The organism is Bacillus swezeyi, assembly GCF_001969815.1.
In the GTDB taxonomy this organism is placed as follows: domain Bacteria; phylum Bacillota; class Bacilli; order Bacillales; family Bacillaceae; genus Bacillus; species Bacillus swezeyi.
On sequence record NZ_MRBK01000005.1, the window covers coordinates 15,153 to 33,288 of the forward strand.

Here is an 18,136-nt window from a genome sequence, read left to right on the forward strand (position 1 = left end):
TCATTCACCTTCTTTCACTTGAACCGGTTTTTCATATTGATCTTTAAACTCCCGCATTTTGCTTTTGACAGCAGCCGGCGGCTCGACCTTCGGTGCATCTGGATGCAAAAGCCATGATTTCACATAGTGAGTGTCGGATATTTTAAACATCGGCGGCTCTTGTTCAAAATCGATTTTCATCGCATAAGGGCTCCTTAATGCAAATGCATCTCCCTTTGGCGGATTGGTCAAATCAGGCGGTGATCCCGGGATTGCCATCAATTCTTCATCACCGTCATTATCAAGGCTCGGCATTGAAGCGAGGAGCCCCCAAGTGTATGGATGCTTCGGATTATAGAAAATTTCGTCAACCGCTCCAATTTCAACAATCTGTCCGGCGTACATCACGGCGACTCTGTCCGCCACATTGGCGACGACGCCGAGATCGTGCGTGATAAAAATAATCGATGTTTCAATCTTTTTCTGCAAATCTTTCATCAGTTCCAAAATCTGCGCCTGGATCGTCACATCAAGAGCCGTTGTCGGTTCATCGGCGATCAAGAGCTTTGGATTGGCGGCAAGCGCCATCGCGATGACCACCCGCTGTCTCATTCCTCCGCTGAATTCATGAGGATATTGATTGACGCGCCGTTCAGGCATCGGAATCCCTACCAGGCTTAGCAGCTCAACCGCCCGCTTATGAGCGTCTTCTTTTGAGATTTTCTCATGCTTAAACAACACTTCTGTGATTTGGCGGCCGACTTTCATTGTCGGGTTCAAAGAAGTCATCGGATCTTGAAATATCATGCCGATATCTTTGCCGCGAATCGACTGCATTTCTTTTTCCGTTTTCGGCACCAAGTCTTGTCCGTCAAATAAAATTTGTCCGTTCTTAAAGTAGCCCGGCGGCATTGGAATCAGTTTCATAATCGCCTGTGAAGTGACGCTTTTGCCTGATCCGGATTCGCCGACGATCGCAAGCGTTTCCCCTTTGTCAACGTGAAAATTGACGCCGCGGATAGCCTGAACTTCTCCGGCGTAAGTTTTAAAAGAAATGGCTAAATCTTTCACTTCCAGTAAGTGTTTCATCTTTCTCACTCCTTTATTTACGAAGCTTCGGATCTAAAGCATCGCGCAATCCGTCGCCGATAACGTTAAATGCAAACATGGTCAGGCAGATAAATGTAGCCGGGAAGAACAAGCGCCAAGGGTAATATTCCATGCCCTGCACACCGTCGGTTGCCATCGTTCCCCAGCTTGCCAGCGGCTGCGGCACGCCAAGACCTAGATAGCTTAAAAATGCTTCATAGAAAATCGCCGTAGGGACGGTTAATGTCATCGTCACCAAAATCGGGCTCATAATGTTTGGAAGCAGGTGTTTTCTGATAATGCGTGAGTTTTTCGCCCCTAATGTTCTCGATGCAAGGACGAATTCCTGATTTTTAAGCTGCAGCACTTGTCCGCGCACAATTCTCGCCATATTGATCCAGCCTGTAATGACCATCGCAACGATCATCGTGATCAAACCTTTGCCCATGACAACGAGGAGCAGAATCGTCATTAATAGTGAAGGAATCGCCCATAAAACATCTGCAACTCTCATCATGATTTCATCTGTGCGTCCGCCTTTGATACCGGAAATCGCTCCCCATATCACACCGATCAAAACGTCGATCAGCGCCGCGGCGAGGCCGATAGTCAGCGAGATACGAGCGCCGACCCATGTCCGGACAAACACGTCTCTTCCAAGGTCGTCTGTACCAAACCAGTGCTCAGCACTTGGCGGTAGATTCGTATTCGTTAAATCGGTCTCTTCGTATTGAAAGCTTGAAAACATAGGCGCAAAGATAGCCATTAGAGCAATCAGGATCAGAAGCACCAGGCCGAACAGCGCCAGCTTGTTTTCTTTAAATCTTAAGAATACATCCGTCCAAAAAGAAAGGTTTTTCTTAGAGATCTTTTCGGCTTCGCTATGGTCAACAGCTGCAGGTTCAAACATGTCTTTAGGTATTTGCTGCATCCTTTTACTCCCCTTTCTTAGCGCCAAACAGTTTAATGCGCGGATCAATTAAGCCGTACAAAAGATCAACAATCAAGACGCAAAGTAATAAGATCGCCCCGAAAAACACGGTAACACCCATGATAACCGTATAGTCGCGGTTCGTAATGCTCGTGACAAAGTGCATGCCGAGTCCAGGTATGCCGAAGATTTTCTCAACGACAAACGTTCCTGTTAAAATAGATGCCGCCATCGGCCCCATATATGTAACAACGGGCATGATTGCATTTCGTATCGCATGCTTAAACGTAACAGCTGACGTGCTTAAACCTTTCGCACGCGCCGTGCGGATGTAGTCGCTGCTTAACACTTCAAGCATGCTTGAACGGGTCAGACGGGCGATAAACGCCATCGGCATTGAGGCAACGGCGATTGCCGGCAGCACGGTATGTCCCCAAGACTCCCATTGTGCGACAGGGAACAAGCCAAGCTTCATCGCGAGCACATACTGCAGAAGCGCGGCCATGATGAAGTTCGGCACAGAAATGCCGACAACAGCGATCATCATCGCAGAATAATCCTGCCAGCTGTTCCTCTTCAAGGCTGCAATGACGCCGAATAACACGCCAAATGCCAGGGCGAGACAAATCGCTTCCAATCCAAGTGTAAAAGAAATCGGAAAACCGGAGCCGATTAAGTCATTCACAGTTTGTCCCTTATATTTAAATGAAGGCCCAAAATCCCACTTCATAACCGATACCAAGTAATCGAGATATTGTTTAAATAGGGGCTGGTCTAAACCATAGTAAGAATTGAGGCTGGCTTCAATTGCAGGAGGAAGTTTCTTCTCGCCTGAAAAGGGTCCGCCAGGAATTGCTCTCATCAGGAAGAAGGTAGCTGTGACAATAACCCAGAGAGAAATCAGCATATATACAAGACGACGGCCTAAAAATTTAATCAATCTTACACACCTCCGAATATTCAGTCTATTAACTTCTTATCATAAATAAAAGTATATGGGGGGAAACTCAAAAGCCCCATATACTTTTTCTGCAGTTTTATTCAAAATACGCAGTTTTAAAATAGATCTCTCCAGTACCTGTCAGAACAACGCCTTTTAAGCTTTCATCCTGAAGATAAGGCATTGTGTAGAAGTAAATCGGAGCGATTGGCAGTTCATCCATGATGATGCCTTCGGCTTCTTTCATCAGCTCCACGCGTTTATCGGCATCCGCTTCTGTAGCAGCTTTTGAAAGCAATTCTTTATATTTTGCATTCTCCCAGTTTGTATCGTTGTTTCCGCCTTCTTTGTCACGGTATGTTTCAAGGAAGTTCATCGCGTCGTTAAAATCGGCAATCCAGCCCAAGCGGCCGATTTGATAGTTTCCGGTATGGAGCTTATCAATGTATACGTTCCATTCTTCATTGCCTAATTCAACATCAACGCCTAGATCTCTGCTCCACATTTCCTGGACGGCCTGGGCGATTTTTTGGTGGCCTTCATCCGTATTGTAAGAAAGCGTGATTTTCGGAAGATCTGACGCTTTTTTCAAACCGAGTTCTTTCAAGCCTTTTTGCAAATATTCTTTCGCTTTCTCAACATCATGATCTTTGAAATATCCTTCGTTGGACTCAAACCCATGGACTGCCGGCGGCACTAATCCCATCGCAGGAATCTGTTCCGCTTGCGTGATGTTTTTGACGATCGCTTCGCGGTTGATCGCGTATGTCAAAGCTTTGCGAATGTTGACGTTGTTCAGCGGAGCCGCTTCTGTATTGAATTTGTAGAGATAAACGGCTGCGAACGGATCAACATTCAACCCTTCTTTTTTCAGGGTTGGGATTGCATCCGTCGGAATCTCGTCAAGAGGAAGTCCTACATAGTCAAGCTCACCTTTTTTATACATATTGAGGCCGGTGTTGGCGTCGTTGACCATCGCCATATTGATTTTCTTCAGTTTGACAGCATCTTTATCCCAGTACTGTTCGTTTTTCTCCAGCACGATGCTTCCGTTGTGCTTCCATTTCGTCATTTTGAAAGGTCCGTTGGATACGTAGTTCTCATCAGCTTTTGTATACCATTTCGGATTTTTCTCAGCGACCTTTTTATTCACAGGTAAATAGGTGTAGAATGCCGTAAGTTCAGTAAAATACGGTGTCGGTTTTTCAAGCTCAACTTTCAAAGTCTTGTCATTCACCGCTTTAACGCCGACGTCTTCAAGTTTTCCTTTGCCTGTGTTCGCCGCTTCACCGCCTTTTAAGTAGTAAAGCTGGTAGGCATATTGTGATTCATTTTTCGGATCAAGCGCCCATTTCCAGGCGTATTCAAAATCCTCTGCTGTTACAGGATCTCCGTTTGACCACTTCACACCATCGCGAATTGTAAATGTGTATGTCTTCTGGTCGTCGCTGACTTCGATTTTTGACGCTGTCGCTTCAACCGGCTTTCCGTCTTTGCCGATTGTCGTCAACCCTTCGAAAGTCTGGCGAAGCACGTTTGAGGAAACTGAATCGTTTGCAAGTCCTGGATGGAGTGAAAACGGCTCAGTTTTAATATTGACGTTCACTGTGTCTTTCCCTTTACTGTCTTTTTTACCGCCGTCACCAGAGCTTGAGCCAAAACCGCAGGCGCTGAGGACGAGAGTAAAAATGAGCAGTAAACTGATTAATGACCAACGCTTCTTCAAAGAGAAACCCCCCTGTTTCATATTTTTTTAGTCCCTTACTCCTGAATATTCAGATTTATCATAAAAAAGTAATAGGCCTACTTGCCACACTTTTTTCTCTGTTTCGTCTTTTCTGAATATTTATTATGTAAAGAACCTGTAACACCAAGGTGAACAAATTCATTATAATTAATAGAATAATTTATTGCAATATTAATTTTCAATTATTTTTTTATTCAAACTATTTAGGTTTGTCAGGTTTTCTGCCAAATAAACGAATATCCTTCTCTCTTTTAAAGCATGACTACGTTAAAATGAAAGTTGATGTCCAACTGTGCAAAACGTTTTACACATATAACAATAGTCATTCTTTATAAAGAACATTACGCTGTCCAGCAAACTTTGGTCAACTTGATCTGAGCTTTCTTTTTTGGAGACTCGTGACATTCATTTTAAATTTATATATAATAAAATTATGAATAAAATGCTTTGAAAAAGAAGAGTACACATTTCTCCCCATTTAAAGAGAGTCCGCGGTGCTGGGAGCGGATAATGGCGAATGTGGAATGGGCTTTGGAGCAGCTGACCGAACTCGTATAAGTAGGCTCAGCCGGAGAAGACTTCGTTAAAAACGTCTAGAGTGATTTCATTTTGACCATAATGAAATAATCAGGGTGGCACCACGGTTCATTCGTCCCTTTTCTTTAAGGGGAGAGTGGGCCTTTTTATATTGATATGAAAAGAGGGATTCTAAATGAAGAAAACAATATTTTCCGGCATTCAGCCGAGCGGCTCTGTTACGCTTGGCAACTATATCGGAGCCATGAAACAATTTGTTGAATTACAGAATGACTACAACTGCTATTTCTGCATCGTTGACCAGCATGCGATCACCGTCCCGCAGGACCGCCTTGCGCTGAGAAAAAACATCCGAAACCTGGCCGCTCTTTATTTGGCCATCGGCCTTGATCCGGAAAAAGCGACGCTCTTTATCCAATCTGAAGTGCCCGCGCACGCCCAGGCGGGATGGATGCTTCAGTGTGTCGCCTATATCGGCGAACTTGAGCGCATGACGCAGTACAAGGATAAATCCGCCGGGAACGAAGCTGTCGTCTCGGGATTATTGACATATCCTCCTTTAATGGCGGCAGATATCCTGCTTTATGGAACAGATGTCGTCCCTGTCGGGGAAGATCAGAAGCAGCATCTTGAATTGACCAGAAATTTGGCTGAGCGCTTCAACAAAAAATACAATGACATCTTCACCGTGCCCGAAGTGAAAATTCCCAAGGTCGGCGCCCGCATTATGTCGCTTGCTGATCCGCTCAAAAAAATGAGCAAATCGGATCCGAACCAAAAAGCGTTCATCACCTTGCTTGACGAACCAAAACAGCTCGAGAAAAAAATCAAAAGCGCCGTCACAGATTCTGACGGAATCGTTAAGTATGATAAAGAAAACAAGCCGGGCGTATCCAACCTCCTGACCATCTATTCGATTCTCGAACAAGTCTCAATCGATGAGCTTGAGGAGAAATACGAAGGCAAAGGCTACGGCGAATTTAAAAGCGATCTTGCCGAAGTCGTCATTGGCGCGCTGAAGCCGATTCAAGACCGGTATCACGAATTAATCGAATCAGATGAGCTGGACCGGATTTTGGACGAAGGCGCCGAACGGGCAAACCAAACAGCCGGCAAGATGCTGAAAAAAATGGAGAATGCGATGGGCCTCGGCCGGAAAAAAAGACGATAAACAAAAACACCTTCTCGATGGTCTGTTGACAATCAGAAGGTGTTTTTCATAAAGAACAAGTATTCACCGAATCTGCCGCACTTGCAAGACGCGATATTCCTATAATGAACGCTTTGAAAAATATAGCTCTGGTCCTGAATTAGCCGTTTGGTCATATGAATATCTCTGTTTTTTTCTTTTATAATATAGAGTTTTGGATTTTTCAGGAAGCCGTTAAAAAAAGGCCGTCGACTAGCTCGACAGCCTTCATGCTGAATTTAGTTTACTTTTGACTCATTTTCGATTTCCCAAAGCTTCTCAAAAAACGGCTGTCCTTTAATTAAATTTTCGCAAAAGTCCCGGTGTTTGTCCGACCAGCCGTCAATTGTTTCATTGAAAAGCATGTCCCAGATTTCCTCAAATGTCATCCGTTTAATCTGCTCATACATATATGGGTTCCATTCCGTGTACCAATAAGTGATCTCTGCGCGGTTTTTGAGCCCTTTCAGCTGATCAAGCGCCATGAACAGCAGCTGTTTCAGCTGACGTTCTTTTCTTGTTAATCCTCTGACATGCTCCGGTGATAATGACAGAATGTGGTATTCTTTGGAAGACTGCAGCTTTTCTGGTGAAAATTCATATTCTTCTGCCTCAACGTCCTTTACCATTTCATAAACAAGCTGTTCCTGTCTTGGAATGAGGCGGCTTTTTCTGACAGGGATCGAGTATCCGGCCGTATCGACCGCAAGAATTCCGATCCCGTCCGTTACGACAAAGCAATGATCAAGCTGTGTACGTTCATGATTTTTTCGAATATACGCTTTTTGATGAACATCCTTTAATAATTCGGACGGAAGCTCTGATAAATCATTTTCTATGTAGTGAAATAAAACGGACGGAACCCTTAGTAAAGGCACCTGATCGAGCAGTTCAACACTGTCTTCCTTCCTCCATTCATGAAAGTGGCAGACATTATAGCCATTTTCTTCTCCCTCAAACCAATTCACCCACACATCATGAAGAAATAACATTTCTAACCCCTCACTTTTATAAAAACTGTTGTCCACAGTATAGGCAAGGGGAAAGGAATTTATTCCATCTGACAAAGATTATGGCAGTGCTTCCTCAAAAAAAGCCAAGGGCGGCGGCGCCCCGGCTCTTTTATTTAATATTTTTCGGATCAAGCGCATCACGAAGTCCGTCTCCGACAAAGTTAAAACACAAAACGGTGAGTAAAATCATCAATCCAGGAAACAGCGGATACCACCACGCCTGAATCATGATCGTAAAGTTCTGCGCGTCTTGAAGCATGTTGCCCCAGCTTGCCATCGGCGGCTGAACGCCGAACCCGAGATAGCTTAAGGCAGATTCCGCGAGGATCACCGTCCCGACAGACAGCGTCGCCGCCACGATGATCGGTCCCATCGCATTCGGCAGAATATGCGAAAAAATAATCTTGTGGCTTCTTGTGCCGATCGTTTTCGCGGCTAAGACGAATTCCCGCGACCTTAAAGATAAAAACTCGCTTCGCACGAGCCGTGCCGTTGTCGTCCACCTTGTCAAAGCGAAAATTAAAATCAGCTTGTCAACGCCGGGCTGGAAAATGGTGACGAGTGTAATCAAAAGGAAAATGTCGGGTATGGATAACACAATATCAACCAACCGCATCATGATGGCGTCGATCATTCCGCCAAAATAGCCGGCAACAGCTCCGATCACAGTTCCGATCGTGATCGAGCCGAGTACTGAAGCGAAACCGACAAGCAAAGAAACACGTGCGCCATACAGCAGCCGGCTGAAAATATCGCGGCCGAATTTGTCCGTTCCCATCAGATGCTCAGCGCTGGGAGGCTTTAATTTATTGAGCAGATTTTGCTGTTCAGGCGGATACGGAGCGATCACCGGCGCAAAAATGGCTGACAGTATAATGATAGATAATAGGATGCCTCCGATGACCGCCAGCTTATTTTTGAAAAACTTCTCAAAAAAGATTTTTGTCATTGTTTCGGGCTTTGGCCCGATATTTTCCTGCAGTGTGATCTCCGGCGAAGGTGTCGATGGATTTGGCTGTGTCATGAATAATCTCCCTCCTTCATTAATACTCAATCCGCGGATCGACCATCGCATAGAGAATATCCGCAATTAAATTCCCAATGACAACAAGCGTCGCAGAGATGACGGTCATGGCCATAATAACGGGATAGTCCCTTTGAAAAGCGGAATCGACAAACAGCTTTCCAAGCCCAGGCCAGCTGAAGATCTGTTCGGTCACGACAGCCCCGCCGATAAAAGAAGGAATCATCAATCCGAAAATCGTAATGACCGGCAGCAGGCCGTTTCGAAGGCCATGCTTGTACACAACCCGATTTTCTTTAAAACCCTTCGCCCGCGCCGTCCGCATGTAATCCTGTCTGAGCACATCAAGCATGCTTGACCTCGTATAACGCGTGAGCCCCGCCATATCGGCGGTGGCAAGTACAAAAGCAGGCAAAATCAAGTGATGGATGCGGTCCCATAAACTAAAACCGGCATTAAGCGTCATCACCCCGCCGGTTGGAAACCAGCCTAAATTGACCGCAAGAAACATGATCAGAATCAATCCCAGCCAAAAATTCGGAACGGCAAGGCCGATAAACGAGGTAAACGTGATGCCGTAGTCCAATTTTGAATAAGGCCGCCTTGCCGAAAGCACCCCGAGCGGAATCGATATAAGAAGCGCCAATATGGTTGAAACGAGCATCAATAAGAGCGTGTTCGGCAGTCTTGCAACAATCAGGTCGGTCACCGGTGTTCCTTTTCTGACGATTGACGTGCCGAAGTCACCCTGAACCATATTGCCGAGCCACTTTAAATATTGAATATGCTCGGGTTCATTCAATCCGTATTTTTCAATGAATTTTTCGCGGTCTCCCGCACTGATGGTCGGGTCCATCATCAATGCCATTGGATCTCCCGGTGCGGCTTTCATAATCGCAAATGACAAAATGGTAATGCCAAATAAAATCGGAATAGACATGAGCGTCCTGCGAATGATATATGTAATCATTTTTTTATCCCCTTTTTTATCAAATTCTTAAGAATGAAGGGGAAGGAAGCTCAAGTTAAAAACTTCCCTCCCCTCAAGGGAATTTCCTTTATTTTTGATCTAACCACCAGTTTTCGGCTTTGTAAAAGTCCTCTTTCGGATGGAATACGTAGCCTTTCATATTGGTCGGCATCGCTCTGTGGTAATTCGTATAATACAGGAACGTATACGGCTGATCTTCCGCCAATATTTCATAGATGTCTTCATAGGCCTTTTTATAATCTTCCCGATCTTTCAGTGTTTTTGCTTTGTCCAATAATTTATCGAGCTCTTTATTTTGATACCATACATAGTTAAGCCCTTTTTCCGCTTCTTTTGAGTGGAAAATGTTGCTCTGATCAGGGAACGTAGCCAGGCTCCAACCCATGATCATCGCATCAAAATCCCAATTCGGCGGGTTCATCTGTTCGATTAAAGCGCTCCATTCGACGATTTGCGGTTTCGCCTCAATGCCGACTTCTTTTAATTGCTGCTGAACGACGACAGCCAGATCTTCTCTCGTTTTATTGCCTTGGTTTGTTTTGATCACGAAAGAGAATTTCTTGCCGTCTTTGTCTAAAATGCCGTCACCGTCTGTGTCATCCCATCCGGCTTCCTTCAGCATTTTCTTCGCTTTTTCAGGATCATGGCTGAACGTTTTGATGTCATCCTTGTTTTCCGGGTAGTTCCATGACAGCGGGCTCTCTGGAATGTTTGCGATTTCGCCGTCACCGTCAAGAACCTGGTCAACCATGGCCTGGCGATCAAGCGCATATGTCAGCGCCTGTCGCACCTTTTTGTCTTTGAAGAGCTCATTCCTTTCATTCCAGCCGATGTACGTATAGTTCAAGCCCAAATCTGTTTCCATTTTCACATTGTTAAATTTCTCCGCTGTTTTGTAATCCGGACCAGGCGTAACGACTAAATAATCAATATCTCCGGCTTGAAGCTGTGACATCGCCGCATTTGAATCCGGAATGATTTTATACGTAATCGAATCCAAGCGGGCGCGTTCTGCGAAATAATCGTCAAACGCCTCCACTTTGACGTATTGTCCTTCTTTCCACTCTTTAAACTTAAACGGTCCGGTTCCGATCGGATTTTTGCGGTTGAATTCGTGTTCACCGAGCTCGCTGATCGGAACGTCCTTTAAAATATGCTTCGGCAGGATGCCGTAGCTTGTAAGCGTGACATTATAAAAGTAAGGATCGGGATTCTTCAATTTAAATTCCACTTCATATTTGCCTTTTTTCGTGACGGATTCAATGACTTCAAAGTTTGAGCCGCGCTCTCCGACATAGTCGTCGCTCATCGGAATGCTGTACGTAAACACAACATCATCAGCGGTCATTTCTTCGCCGTCATGAAACTTGACGCCTTCTTTGAGCTTCACGTTGAATGTCTTGCCGTCCTCAGACTCTTTCACATCTTCGGCGAGCTGATTTTCCACTTCAAGCTTTTCATTGACATCCAAAAGGGTATTGTAGATGAGCCTTTCAATATCTGAACTTGCCGTATCTGTTGAATACAGCGAGTTAAACAGTGTCGGCTCACCTGTGGAACCGGCGATCAAATCCCCGCCTTGCTGCGGCTTCCCGTCGGATTTGCTTTCTTTTTCGTCCCCTCCGACTTCACCGCTGTTACAGGCCGTAAGAAAAATCGATAAGATCAGCAGCAAGCTTAAAATTGAAAATCCTGTTTTGCGAATGTTCATTTTTACGAATTCCCCCTTATTAAACTGTTGTCCTTCTTTCTGCCTAATTGACCCCCGTTTTTTAAGAAGACATTCCCCCTCTCAAGGATTTAATATGTGACGGCCTCACCCTTTATTCGTAAAGGTGGCATGCCACAAAATGGTTTGTTTCCACTTCCCTGAAAGCTGGCGCTTTTTCCCCGCATATCGCTTTTGCGGCCGGACACCTCGTATGGAAGACACAGCCTTTCGGAGGATTGGCAGGGTTCGGCAGCTCTCCTTTCAAAACGATCCTTTCCCGTTTTGTCCGGCCTTTTTTTCTTGTGACAGGGACGGCGGAAAGCAGCGCCTGTGTATATGGATGAAGCGGATTGTCATACAGCTCATGCTTATCTGTCAGCTCCATCATTTTGCCGAGATACATGACGCCCACTCTGTCGCTGATATGGCGGACGACACTCAAATCATGGGAGATAAACAGATACGTCAGATTAAATTCTTCCTGAAGCTCTTCCATCAAATTGATGACTTGAGCCTGAATCGAAACATCCAATGCAGAAACCGGTTCATCGGCGATGATCAGCTCAGGATTCAGGGCAAGCGCACGGGCGATGCCGATCCGCTGGCGCTGTCCTCCGGAAAATTCATGAGGATAGCGGTTGGCAAAGGACGGATGCAGTCCGACCCTTTCCAAAAGTTCTTCGGCTTTTTCATTTCTCTCTTTGAAATTGTACATATGGTGTGTGGTGAAGGGCTCTTTGATGATGGAACGCAAAGTTTTTCTCGGATTCAGTGAGGCAAACGGGTCTTGAAAAACCATTTGGATATTTTTGCGGACGGTTTTTCTCAAAGCTTCTTCCGGCAAATCGGAAATATCCCGGCCTTTGAAAAGAATTTGTCCTGACGTCGGCTTATACAATCTGATCATCGTCCGGCCTGCAGTTGATTTTCCGCAGCCCGATTCTCCGACGATTCCGAGCGTTTCGCCGCGCTTTAATGAAAAGCTGAGGCCGTCAACCGCTTTGACATCCCCGATTTTTTTCTGAAAAATCCCTGAACGGATCGGAAAGTATTTTTTGACCTCTTTCAGCTCCAGAAGGGGCCCGTCATGGTTGATCTGCTGTGCAGGCTGTAATTGTTCTGCTGATGATGCCATCGCTTTACTCCCCCTCCTCATATAAGAAACATCTGACAGACCGGCCGTCCGGCAAGGTTTTAAGGCTCGGCTGCGAGCCCCAGCATTTATCGATTGCGCTCGGACATCTCGGCGCAAAACGGCAGCCCGCCGGAAGATTGTCAGGCGTGGGCACGTTTCCTTTAATGGCAGTTAATGTTTCAATCGAGCCGTCTATTACCGGAATGGAATTCAGCAGTCCTTTTGTGTACGGATGCAGGGGTTCATCAAATAGTTCATCTACTGCCGCGTTTTCAACAACTTGTCCGCAATACATGACGATCACGCGGTCTGCGATTTCAGACACTACGCCAAGATCATGGGTAATGAGAAGAATCGATGTATCCAATTTGTCGCACAAGTCTTTCATCAGCTCTAATACTTGGGCTTGAATCGTAACATCAAGCGCTGTCGTCGGTTCATCGGCGATGAGCAGCTTCGGATTGCAGCTGAGGGCGATCGCGATCATCACCCTTTGTCTCATGCCGCCTGACAAACGGTGCGGGAAGTCCTTCATCAGCTGTTCGGCTCTTGAAAAGCCGACAAGCTTCAGCAGCTCGACCGCTTTCTTTCCGGCTTCTTTTTTCGAAAGCTTTTTATGATAGATCAATACCTCTGTGATTTGTTCGCCGATCGTTAAAACCGGATTGAGCGATGTCATCGGCTCCTGAAAAATCATAGAGATATCATTTCCGCGGATCTTGCATAAATCTTGTTCCTTGTATGTAACGAGGTCCCGGCCTTCCAGTTTAATAGAACCATTGATGATCCTGCCGCCGGAGCCCTCGACAAGTCCCATGATCGAGAGGGATGTGATGCTTTTTCCCGATCCTGATTCTCCTACCAATGCAACGGTCTCTCCTTTTTTAATCGAAAAATCAACTCCGTCAACTGCAGGTATCGGCTGTTTTTTTCTGAAAAAATAAGTTTTTAGATCATTGATTTCCAGCAATGCGCTCATCCAGATTCCCCTTCCATAGACCAGAAGTTAAATATTATTAAAGAATCATATAATAAGACTGAATTATCTTAAAATTTTATAGTTGTATATTATTACATAATCATTACAAAAGCAAGGAATTTTTAGATTTACTGTAATAATATTAATTTAATACCATAATTTTAATGTTTTAAAGCACTGGCTCTATAAAGGCTTCTGATGGAAGGGATATGACATCGGAAACTTTTAATTTTTTTTTCGACAAATATTTTTTCACAATATTGTAACCGACAGCATATCCGAGCATATCTGGATAATAACCTTTTCCGAATAAAATATTGGAGAATAGTCTTCCTTCATGTCGTTTCAGCTCGAAATGCGGCTTGATCAGGCGGTTCTGAAAATGGTCGAGCTGTTTTTCTGAATAAATTGACGTCCATCCGGCGATTTCTGACTCTCCGAAACGTTCATAAACAGCATTTTCCGCAAGTCCTTCGAGTATGATTGTATCAAGAAGCGTCATATCTTTTTCCTCTTTCGGCACATTTTCTAACCGGCAAACATGATTATATTCATGCGTCATGATGGCAGAAATGGCAGCTTGAGAAATATGGGAGGAAAGAAATAAGAACAGTTTATCTTGGAAAGCAAGGCCTGATTTAGATCCGAAATCGACGCGAATTCTCCGGTTCCTTTCATTGACGGGAAAAACGATAATCGGAACGTCGGGGCCGTTCCATCTTTTTCGCAGCAGCCGCTCTTCCCGTTTTACATGATGAAATATCCCCTTTTTTTCGAGCTCTTTCATCGTACGCCGGCCTTCCGCCCAAGAACGAAACATGCCGTGGGCTTGCAGATGGCTGACGAGAGACATGATATCCGCTTTTAGCGCTTCCTTAAAATACGGAAGAAGACAGCTGGATAACTCCTGCATTGATGATGCTTTTTCCAGCCACTCATATGTCTTTTCGACGCTCATCTCCGATCACTCCTTTTCATTCACCTGTATGATATGCAGGCGCAAAAAAACGGCTACCAACTATGTGGCAGCCGTTTTCAAAGAGCTATTCGTATTTTTTAAAGATCAGTGTTGCATTGTGCCCGCCGAAACCAAGCGAATTGCTGAGCACAACATTTACGTCCTGACGACGTGCTTGATCGGGAACATAATCCAAATCACAATCTTCATCAGGCGTTTCAATATTGATTGTCGGAGGTATGATTCCTTCTTTAATGGCGAGCACTGAGAAAATCGCTTCGATTCCTCCCGCAGCGCCGAGCAGATGGCCTGTCATCGATTTTGTCGAGCTGACGGCAAGCTTGTACGCGTGCTCTCCAAAAACTTCTTTAATGGCGATCGTTTCAAATTTATCGTTGTACGGCGTACTTGTTCCGTGCGCATTGATATAATCTACCGCTTCAGGAGCCAGACCCGAATCTTTAATTGCCTCTTTCATAGCTCTGACGCCGCCTTCTCCGTTTGGCGCAGGCGCGGTGATATGATATGCATCTCCGGTTGAACCGTAGCCGACCACTTCCGCATAAATGTGGGCGCCCCTGTTTAATGCATGCTCAAGTTCCTCAAGAACAACGATTCCCGCACCTTCTCCCATGACGAAGCCATCGCGGTTTTTGTCAAATGGACGGCTTGCCGTTTTCGGATCTGGATTGGTAGAGAGCGCTTTATTGGCGGAAAAGCCTGCGAATGACATTCTTGTCAGCGGTGCTTCCGTTCCGCCCGAGATCATCACATCAGCGTCGCCGCGCTGGATCACTTTGAAAGCATCTCCAATGGAATTCGTACCTGTCGCGCACGCCGTAACCGTACATGAGTTGACGCCTTTTGCACCGAGTGCGATTGAAATTTGGCCTGTTGCCATATCAGGAATCATCATCGGTACAAAAAACGGGCTGACCCGTCTCGGCCCTTTTGTTAAAAATGTTTCAAACTGCTGTTCAAGCGTTTCAAGGCCGCCGATGCCGGAACCGACCCAGACGCCGACTCTGTCGGCAATTTTATCGTTGATGTCAAGCTTGGCGTCTTCGACAGCCATTTTTGCTGACACCACGGCATATTGCGTGAACCGGTCCATTTTTCTTGCTTCTTTTTTATCCATGTAATCTTCTATTTTAAAATCTTTCAATTCTGCGGCCACTTTGGCAGGATACTCATCCGCATTTACCCGTGTAATCGGCCCGACGCCGGAAACTCCGTCAACCGCATTGTTCCAGCTCGTTTTGACGTCATTACCAAGAGGTGATAAAGCTCCTAATCCGGTAATGACTACTCTTTTACTATTCATAAGTTGCACCTCACCTTTCTTCTAGCGGCCCCAGCGCATGGCAATGGCTCCCCATGTCAAGCCTCCGCCGAAACCGACCATAACAATGACGTCACCGTCTTTAATTTTACCAGCTTCCAGCTCTTCCACAAGTGAAATCGGAATCGAAGCAGCTGATGTGTTTCCATATTTATGAACCGTTTTAGACATTTTTTCAATCGGAAGCTCTAAACGTTCGCGCGCCGCCTCCATGATTCGGATGTTGGCCTGATGGGGCACCAAAAAGTCGACATCCTCTTTTAACAAACCCGCTTTTTCAATGACGTTTACACTGGATTCTCCCATTTGGCGGACGGCAAATTTGAACACTTCTCTGCCATGCATGATTGTATGATCTTTTTCATCCAAGTACAAGTGCTTTCCGCCTCTTCCGTCTGCGCCAAGCTCAAAAGAAAGAATGCCTTTGTCGTCGCTGACAGGCCCGACAACCGCTGCTCCCGCTCCGTCTCCGAATAAAACGGCCGTGTTGCGGTCATCCCAGTCCGTAATGCTTGAGAGCTTTTCGACCCCGATGACAAGCACATGCTTATATGTTTCGGCCTCAATAAACTGTTTTCCAGTGACAAGGCCGTACATAAAACCGGCGCAGGCTGCACTGATATCCATCGCACACGCGTTGAATGCGCCGAGCTTTTCTTGAATCATGCAGGACACTGTCGGAAATGCCTGATCAGGAGTAACGGTGGCGACGAGAATCATATCAAGATCTTCCGCCTCAATGCGTGCATCTTCCATCGCTTTTTTTGCGGCGGCGACAGCCATATCAGACGTCATTTCGTCTTCGGCTGCGATTCTTCTTTCTTCTATTCCTGTTCTTGTACGAATCCACTCGTCAGAAGTTTCAACCATTTTTTCCAAGTCGAAATTAGTCAGCACTTTTTCAGGGATATACCGGCCAATTCCAATAATTCCAGCTTTCATAGGAAAGACTCCTTTATTCATGATTTTTTCCAACTAATGTTATGAGTAATTATTAGTATCTGGTACTAATCCTACCCTATTTTTTTTCAGTTGGCAATATATCCGTCTAATCTATTAGACCAAGACCTTCATATAGTAGTGGTATATAGAGTAAAGGAGGCTTTGAAGGATGGCGAATGACGATTTTTTCACGAAGATGATGTTCGGCACAAATGTGCCAAACAGCCGTGAAGAACAGGATGACGCTACACAGGATGGCGTGACAGCTGATGAAGAAGCTGAATCCGCACAGCAGCCTGATTACATGCATGTCATGAACCAGGTCGGACAAATTATGGATTCGATTGATGAGCTGAAACCGTTTTTTAAAGAAATCGGATCAGTGGTCAGCGCTATAAAAAATAAGATCTCCATGTGAAAAGCCACTTCCCATAAAAAGTGGCTTTTCACCCATGTGTTTTTTAGTCTGTTTTAAGCGTCTGACCCAGCATCTGCTTTCCCGAGTTCATAAGCTTCCGCCATGACTTTTGTAAATAAATCCATAAACGGCTGAAGCATCTCCGGTGAAAGCTCAATTCCCGCCTTCTCCATTTCTTCTTTCGCTTCTGGAATGTATTTCATGGCAATTTGTAAAAATTCCATTGATTTTTCGTGCATCTGAATCACCTCATTATTCATTTGGCAGTTTGTTTGTGTTTTTGTATTGTTCGATCAGCCCTTTGATCTCTTCTTGAAATGATGGATCGACGACCGGGCTGAACGCGCCCATTTCTATGACGCCCTCCTGCATGTCGAAGGTTCGCCGGCCTCCTTTAAGCGCTCCTCTATTAAATTCGTCGGCGGTGAGTTCGTAAGCCTCGTCAACATGCTGGATGGTGCTTGTCAAAACGACGTTTTCCCCCAACTCCGACTGGTCGCTTACATAGCCTATGGCGTACAAACCGTCTTTTTTGATTTGTTCAATGACAGGGACATTATACCCGTCTCCGGCGGGATACACAACATCCGCGCCGGCCTTTTTCATTTTTTCATACAGTTCCACGGCTTTTTCAGCATCATCCCACTGTCCTGCATACTCAGTGATAACCTCGATGTTCGGATCAACGTATTGCGCGCCTTCAATGAATCCTTTCACTTCAGGCTGCCACTTTTGCGTCGCAAGCACGCCGATTTTCTTTGATTTTGACTCGTGGGCGGCCGTCATTCCGCCGAAAAACCCCATCGCTTTTCCTTCAAGGGAGATGCTTGTCACATTGTCATGCTCAGCCTTGCTGTTCATTAAGACAAAATGAATATCGGGATAGTCCTTGCATATGTCATTAAATATTTTTTCATATTCGCTTCCATGTCCATAGATTAAATTGACGCCTTTTTTACGAAAATCCTCTACAGCCATTTTGATTGCTGCTTCATTGTCAATCCCTTCTTTATAGTAGACATCGACATTGAAAACAGACTGTATTCTTAATAAGCCTTTATATCCTTTCGTTCCCCATACTTGATCACTTATTGTATCAGGGACAAGCAACCCGACTTTTTCAATTTTCCCTGTCAGCGGCGATGATCCGCAGCCGCCCAGAACAAAGAGAATCAAAAAAATCACGCCTAGCCTGTACACCATGCCATGTT

At 45.3% G+C, this 18,136-nt stretch carries 17 protein-coding genes and 1 other annotated feature; of the genes, 2 read left to right on the top strand and 15 right to left on the bottom strand.

Going from position 1 to position 18,136, the window contains the following annotated elements; translation table 11 throughout:
* The 4 genes from BTA30_RS05630 to BTA30_RS05645 all read right to left on the bottom strand — a co-directional run bounded on the left by BTA30_RS05630 (window position 1) and on the right by BTA30_RS05645 (window position 4,665).
* Window positions 1–1,068 (bottom strand): ABC transporter ATP-binding protein, encoded by a 1,068-nt coding sequence (locus BTA30_RS05630; RefSeq protein ID WP_076760287.1) that lies wholly within the window; start codon window positions 1,066–1,068, stop codon window positions 1–3.
* Window positions 1,069–1,081: 13 nt separating this feature from the next.
* Window positions 1,082–1,999: an ABC transporter permease gene (locus tag BTA30_RS05635; protein ID WP_076760288.1), complete on the bottom strand. Its 918-nt coding sequence runs from the start codon at window positions 1,997–1,999 to the stop codon at window positions 1,082–1,084.
* A 4-nt stretch (window positions 2,000–2,003) separates the two neighbouring features.
* Window positions 2,004–2,939, bottom strand: a complete 936-nt coding sequence (locus BTA30_RS05640; protein ID WP_076760289.1) for an ABC transporter permease — start codon at window positions 2,937–2,939, stop codon at window positions 2,004–2,006.
* Between the two features lie 97 nt (window positions 2,940–3,036).
* Complete coding sequence (locus BTA30_RS05645) at window positions 3,037–4,665, bottom strand: peptide ABC transporter substrate-binding protein (RefSeq protein WP_076760290.1); 1,629 nt, start codon at window positions 4,663–4,665, stop codon at window positions 3,037–3,039.
* 459 nt (window positions 4,666–5,124) lie between these two features.
* Window positions 5,125–5,346: a binding site (T-box leader), on the top strand.
* Window positions 5,347–5,398: 52 nt separating this feature from the next.
* Here BTA30_RS05645 and trpS point away from each other — a divergent pair.
* Entirely contained in the window at window positions 5,399–6,394 is a 996-nt protein-coding gene (trpS, locus tag BTA30_RS05655; protein ID WP_076760291.1) for a tryptophan--tRNA ligase, read from the top strand.
* A 257-nt stretch (window positions 6,395–6,651) separates the two neighbouring features.
* Here the strand turns inward: trpS and BTA30_RS05660 are convergent, their stop codons facing one another.
* The 9 genes from BTA30_RS05660 to BTA30_RS05700 all read right to left on the bottom strand — a co-directional run bounded on the left by BTA30_RS05660 (window position 6,652) and on the right by BTA30_RS05700 (window position 16,507).
* A complete protein-coding gene (locus BTA30_RS05660) occupies window positions 6,652–7,404 on the bottom strand; it encodes a YjbA family protein (RefSeq protein WP_076760292.1) in 753 nt (250 codons plus the stop codon).
* A 130-nt stretch (window positions 7,405–7,534) separates the two neighbouring features.
* Window positions 7,535–8,449, bottom strand: a complete 915-nt coding sequence (opp4C, locus tag BTA30_RS05665) for an oligopeptide ABC transporter permease (RefSeq protein WP_076760293.1) — start codon at window positions 8,447–8,449, stop codon at window positions 7,535–7,537.
* A 19-nt stretch (window positions 8,450–8,468) separates the two neighbouring features.
* Window positions 8,469–9,419: an ABC transporter permease gene (locus BTA30_RS05670; protein WP_076760294.1), complete on the bottom strand. Its 951-nt coding sequence runs from the start codon at window positions 9,417–9,419 to the stop codon at window positions 8,469–8,471.
* Between the two features lie 88 nt (window positions 9,420–9,507).
* Complete coding sequence (locus BTA30_RS05675) at window positions 9,508–11,151, bottom strand: peptide-binding protein (RefSeq protein ID WP_076760295.1); 1,644 nt, start codon at window positions 11,149–11,151, stop codon at window positions 9,508–9,510.
* 112 nt (window positions 11,152–11,263) lie between these two features.
* The gene (locus tag BTA30_RS05680) at window positions 11,264–12,286 is read right to left on the bottom strand and encodes an ABC transporter ATP-binding protein (protein ID WP_076760296.1); all 1,023 of its coding nucleotides are present in this window, start codon (window positions 12,284–12,286) and stop codon (window positions 11,264–11,266) included.
* Between the two features lie 4 nt (window positions 12,287–12,290).
* The gene (locus BTA30_RS05685; RefSeq protein ID WP_076760297.1) at window positions 12,291–13,265 is read right to left on the bottom strand and encodes an ABC transporter ATP-binding protein; all 975 of its coding nucleotides are present in this window, start codon (window positions 13,263–13,265) and stop codon (window positions 12,291–12,293) included.
* A gap of 169 nt (window positions 13,266–13,434) precedes the next feature.
* Window positions 13,435–14,223 carry a DUF2268 domain-containing putative Zn-dependent protease gene (locus tag BTA30_RS05690; RefSeq protein ID WP_076760298.1) on the bottom strand — a complete coding sequence of 263 codons (789 nt, stop codon included), beginning with the start codon at window positions 14,221–14,223 and terminating at the stop codon, window positions 13,435–13,437.
* An 85-nt stretch (window positions 14,224–14,308) separates the two neighbouring features.
* Window positions 14,309–15,547, bottom strand: coding sequence for a beta-ketoacyl-ACP synthase II (gene fabF, locus BTA30_RS05695; RefSeq protein ID WP_076760299.1), 1,239 nt, complete (start codon window positions 15,545–15,547; stop codon window positions 14,309–14,311).
* 21 nt (window positions 15,548–15,568) lie between these two features.
* Window positions 15,569–16,507, bottom strand: coding sequence for a beta-ketoacyl-ACP synthase III (locus BTA30_RS05700; RefSeq protein ID WP_076760300.1), 939 nt, complete (start codon window positions 16,505–16,507; stop codon window positions 15,569–15,571).
* 169 nt (window positions 16,508–16,676) lie between these two features.
* On the opposite strand from BTA30_RS05700, the gene BTA30_RS05705 reads away from it, so the two are divergent.
* Window positions 16,677–16,925: a hypothetical protein gene (locus BTA30_RS05705; RefSeq protein WP_076760301.1), complete on the top strand. Its 249-nt coding sequence runs from the start codon at window positions 16,677–16,679 to the stop codon at window positions 16,923–16,925.
* A 53-nt stretch (window positions 16,926–16,978) separates the two neighbouring features.
* On the opposite strand, the gene BTA30_RS05710 is transcribed toward BTA30_RS05705, so the two are convergent.
* Both BTA30_RS05710 and BTA30_RS05715 read right to left on the bottom strand, forming a co-directional pair.
* Entirely contained in the window at window positions 16,979–17,164 is a 186-nt protein-coding gene (locus BTA30_RS05710; RefSeq protein ID WP_076760302.1) for a ComZ family protein, read from the bottom strand.
* A 13-nt stretch (window positions 17,165–17,177) separates the two neighbouring features.
* Window positions 17,178–18,128: a BMP family ABC transporter substrate-binding protein gene (locus tag BTA30_RS05715; protein ID WP_076760303.1), complete on the bottom strand. Its 951-nt coding sequence runs from the start codon at window positions 18,126–18,128 to the stop codon at window positions 17,178–17,180.
* Window positions 18,129–18,136: the final 8 nt, after the last annotated feature.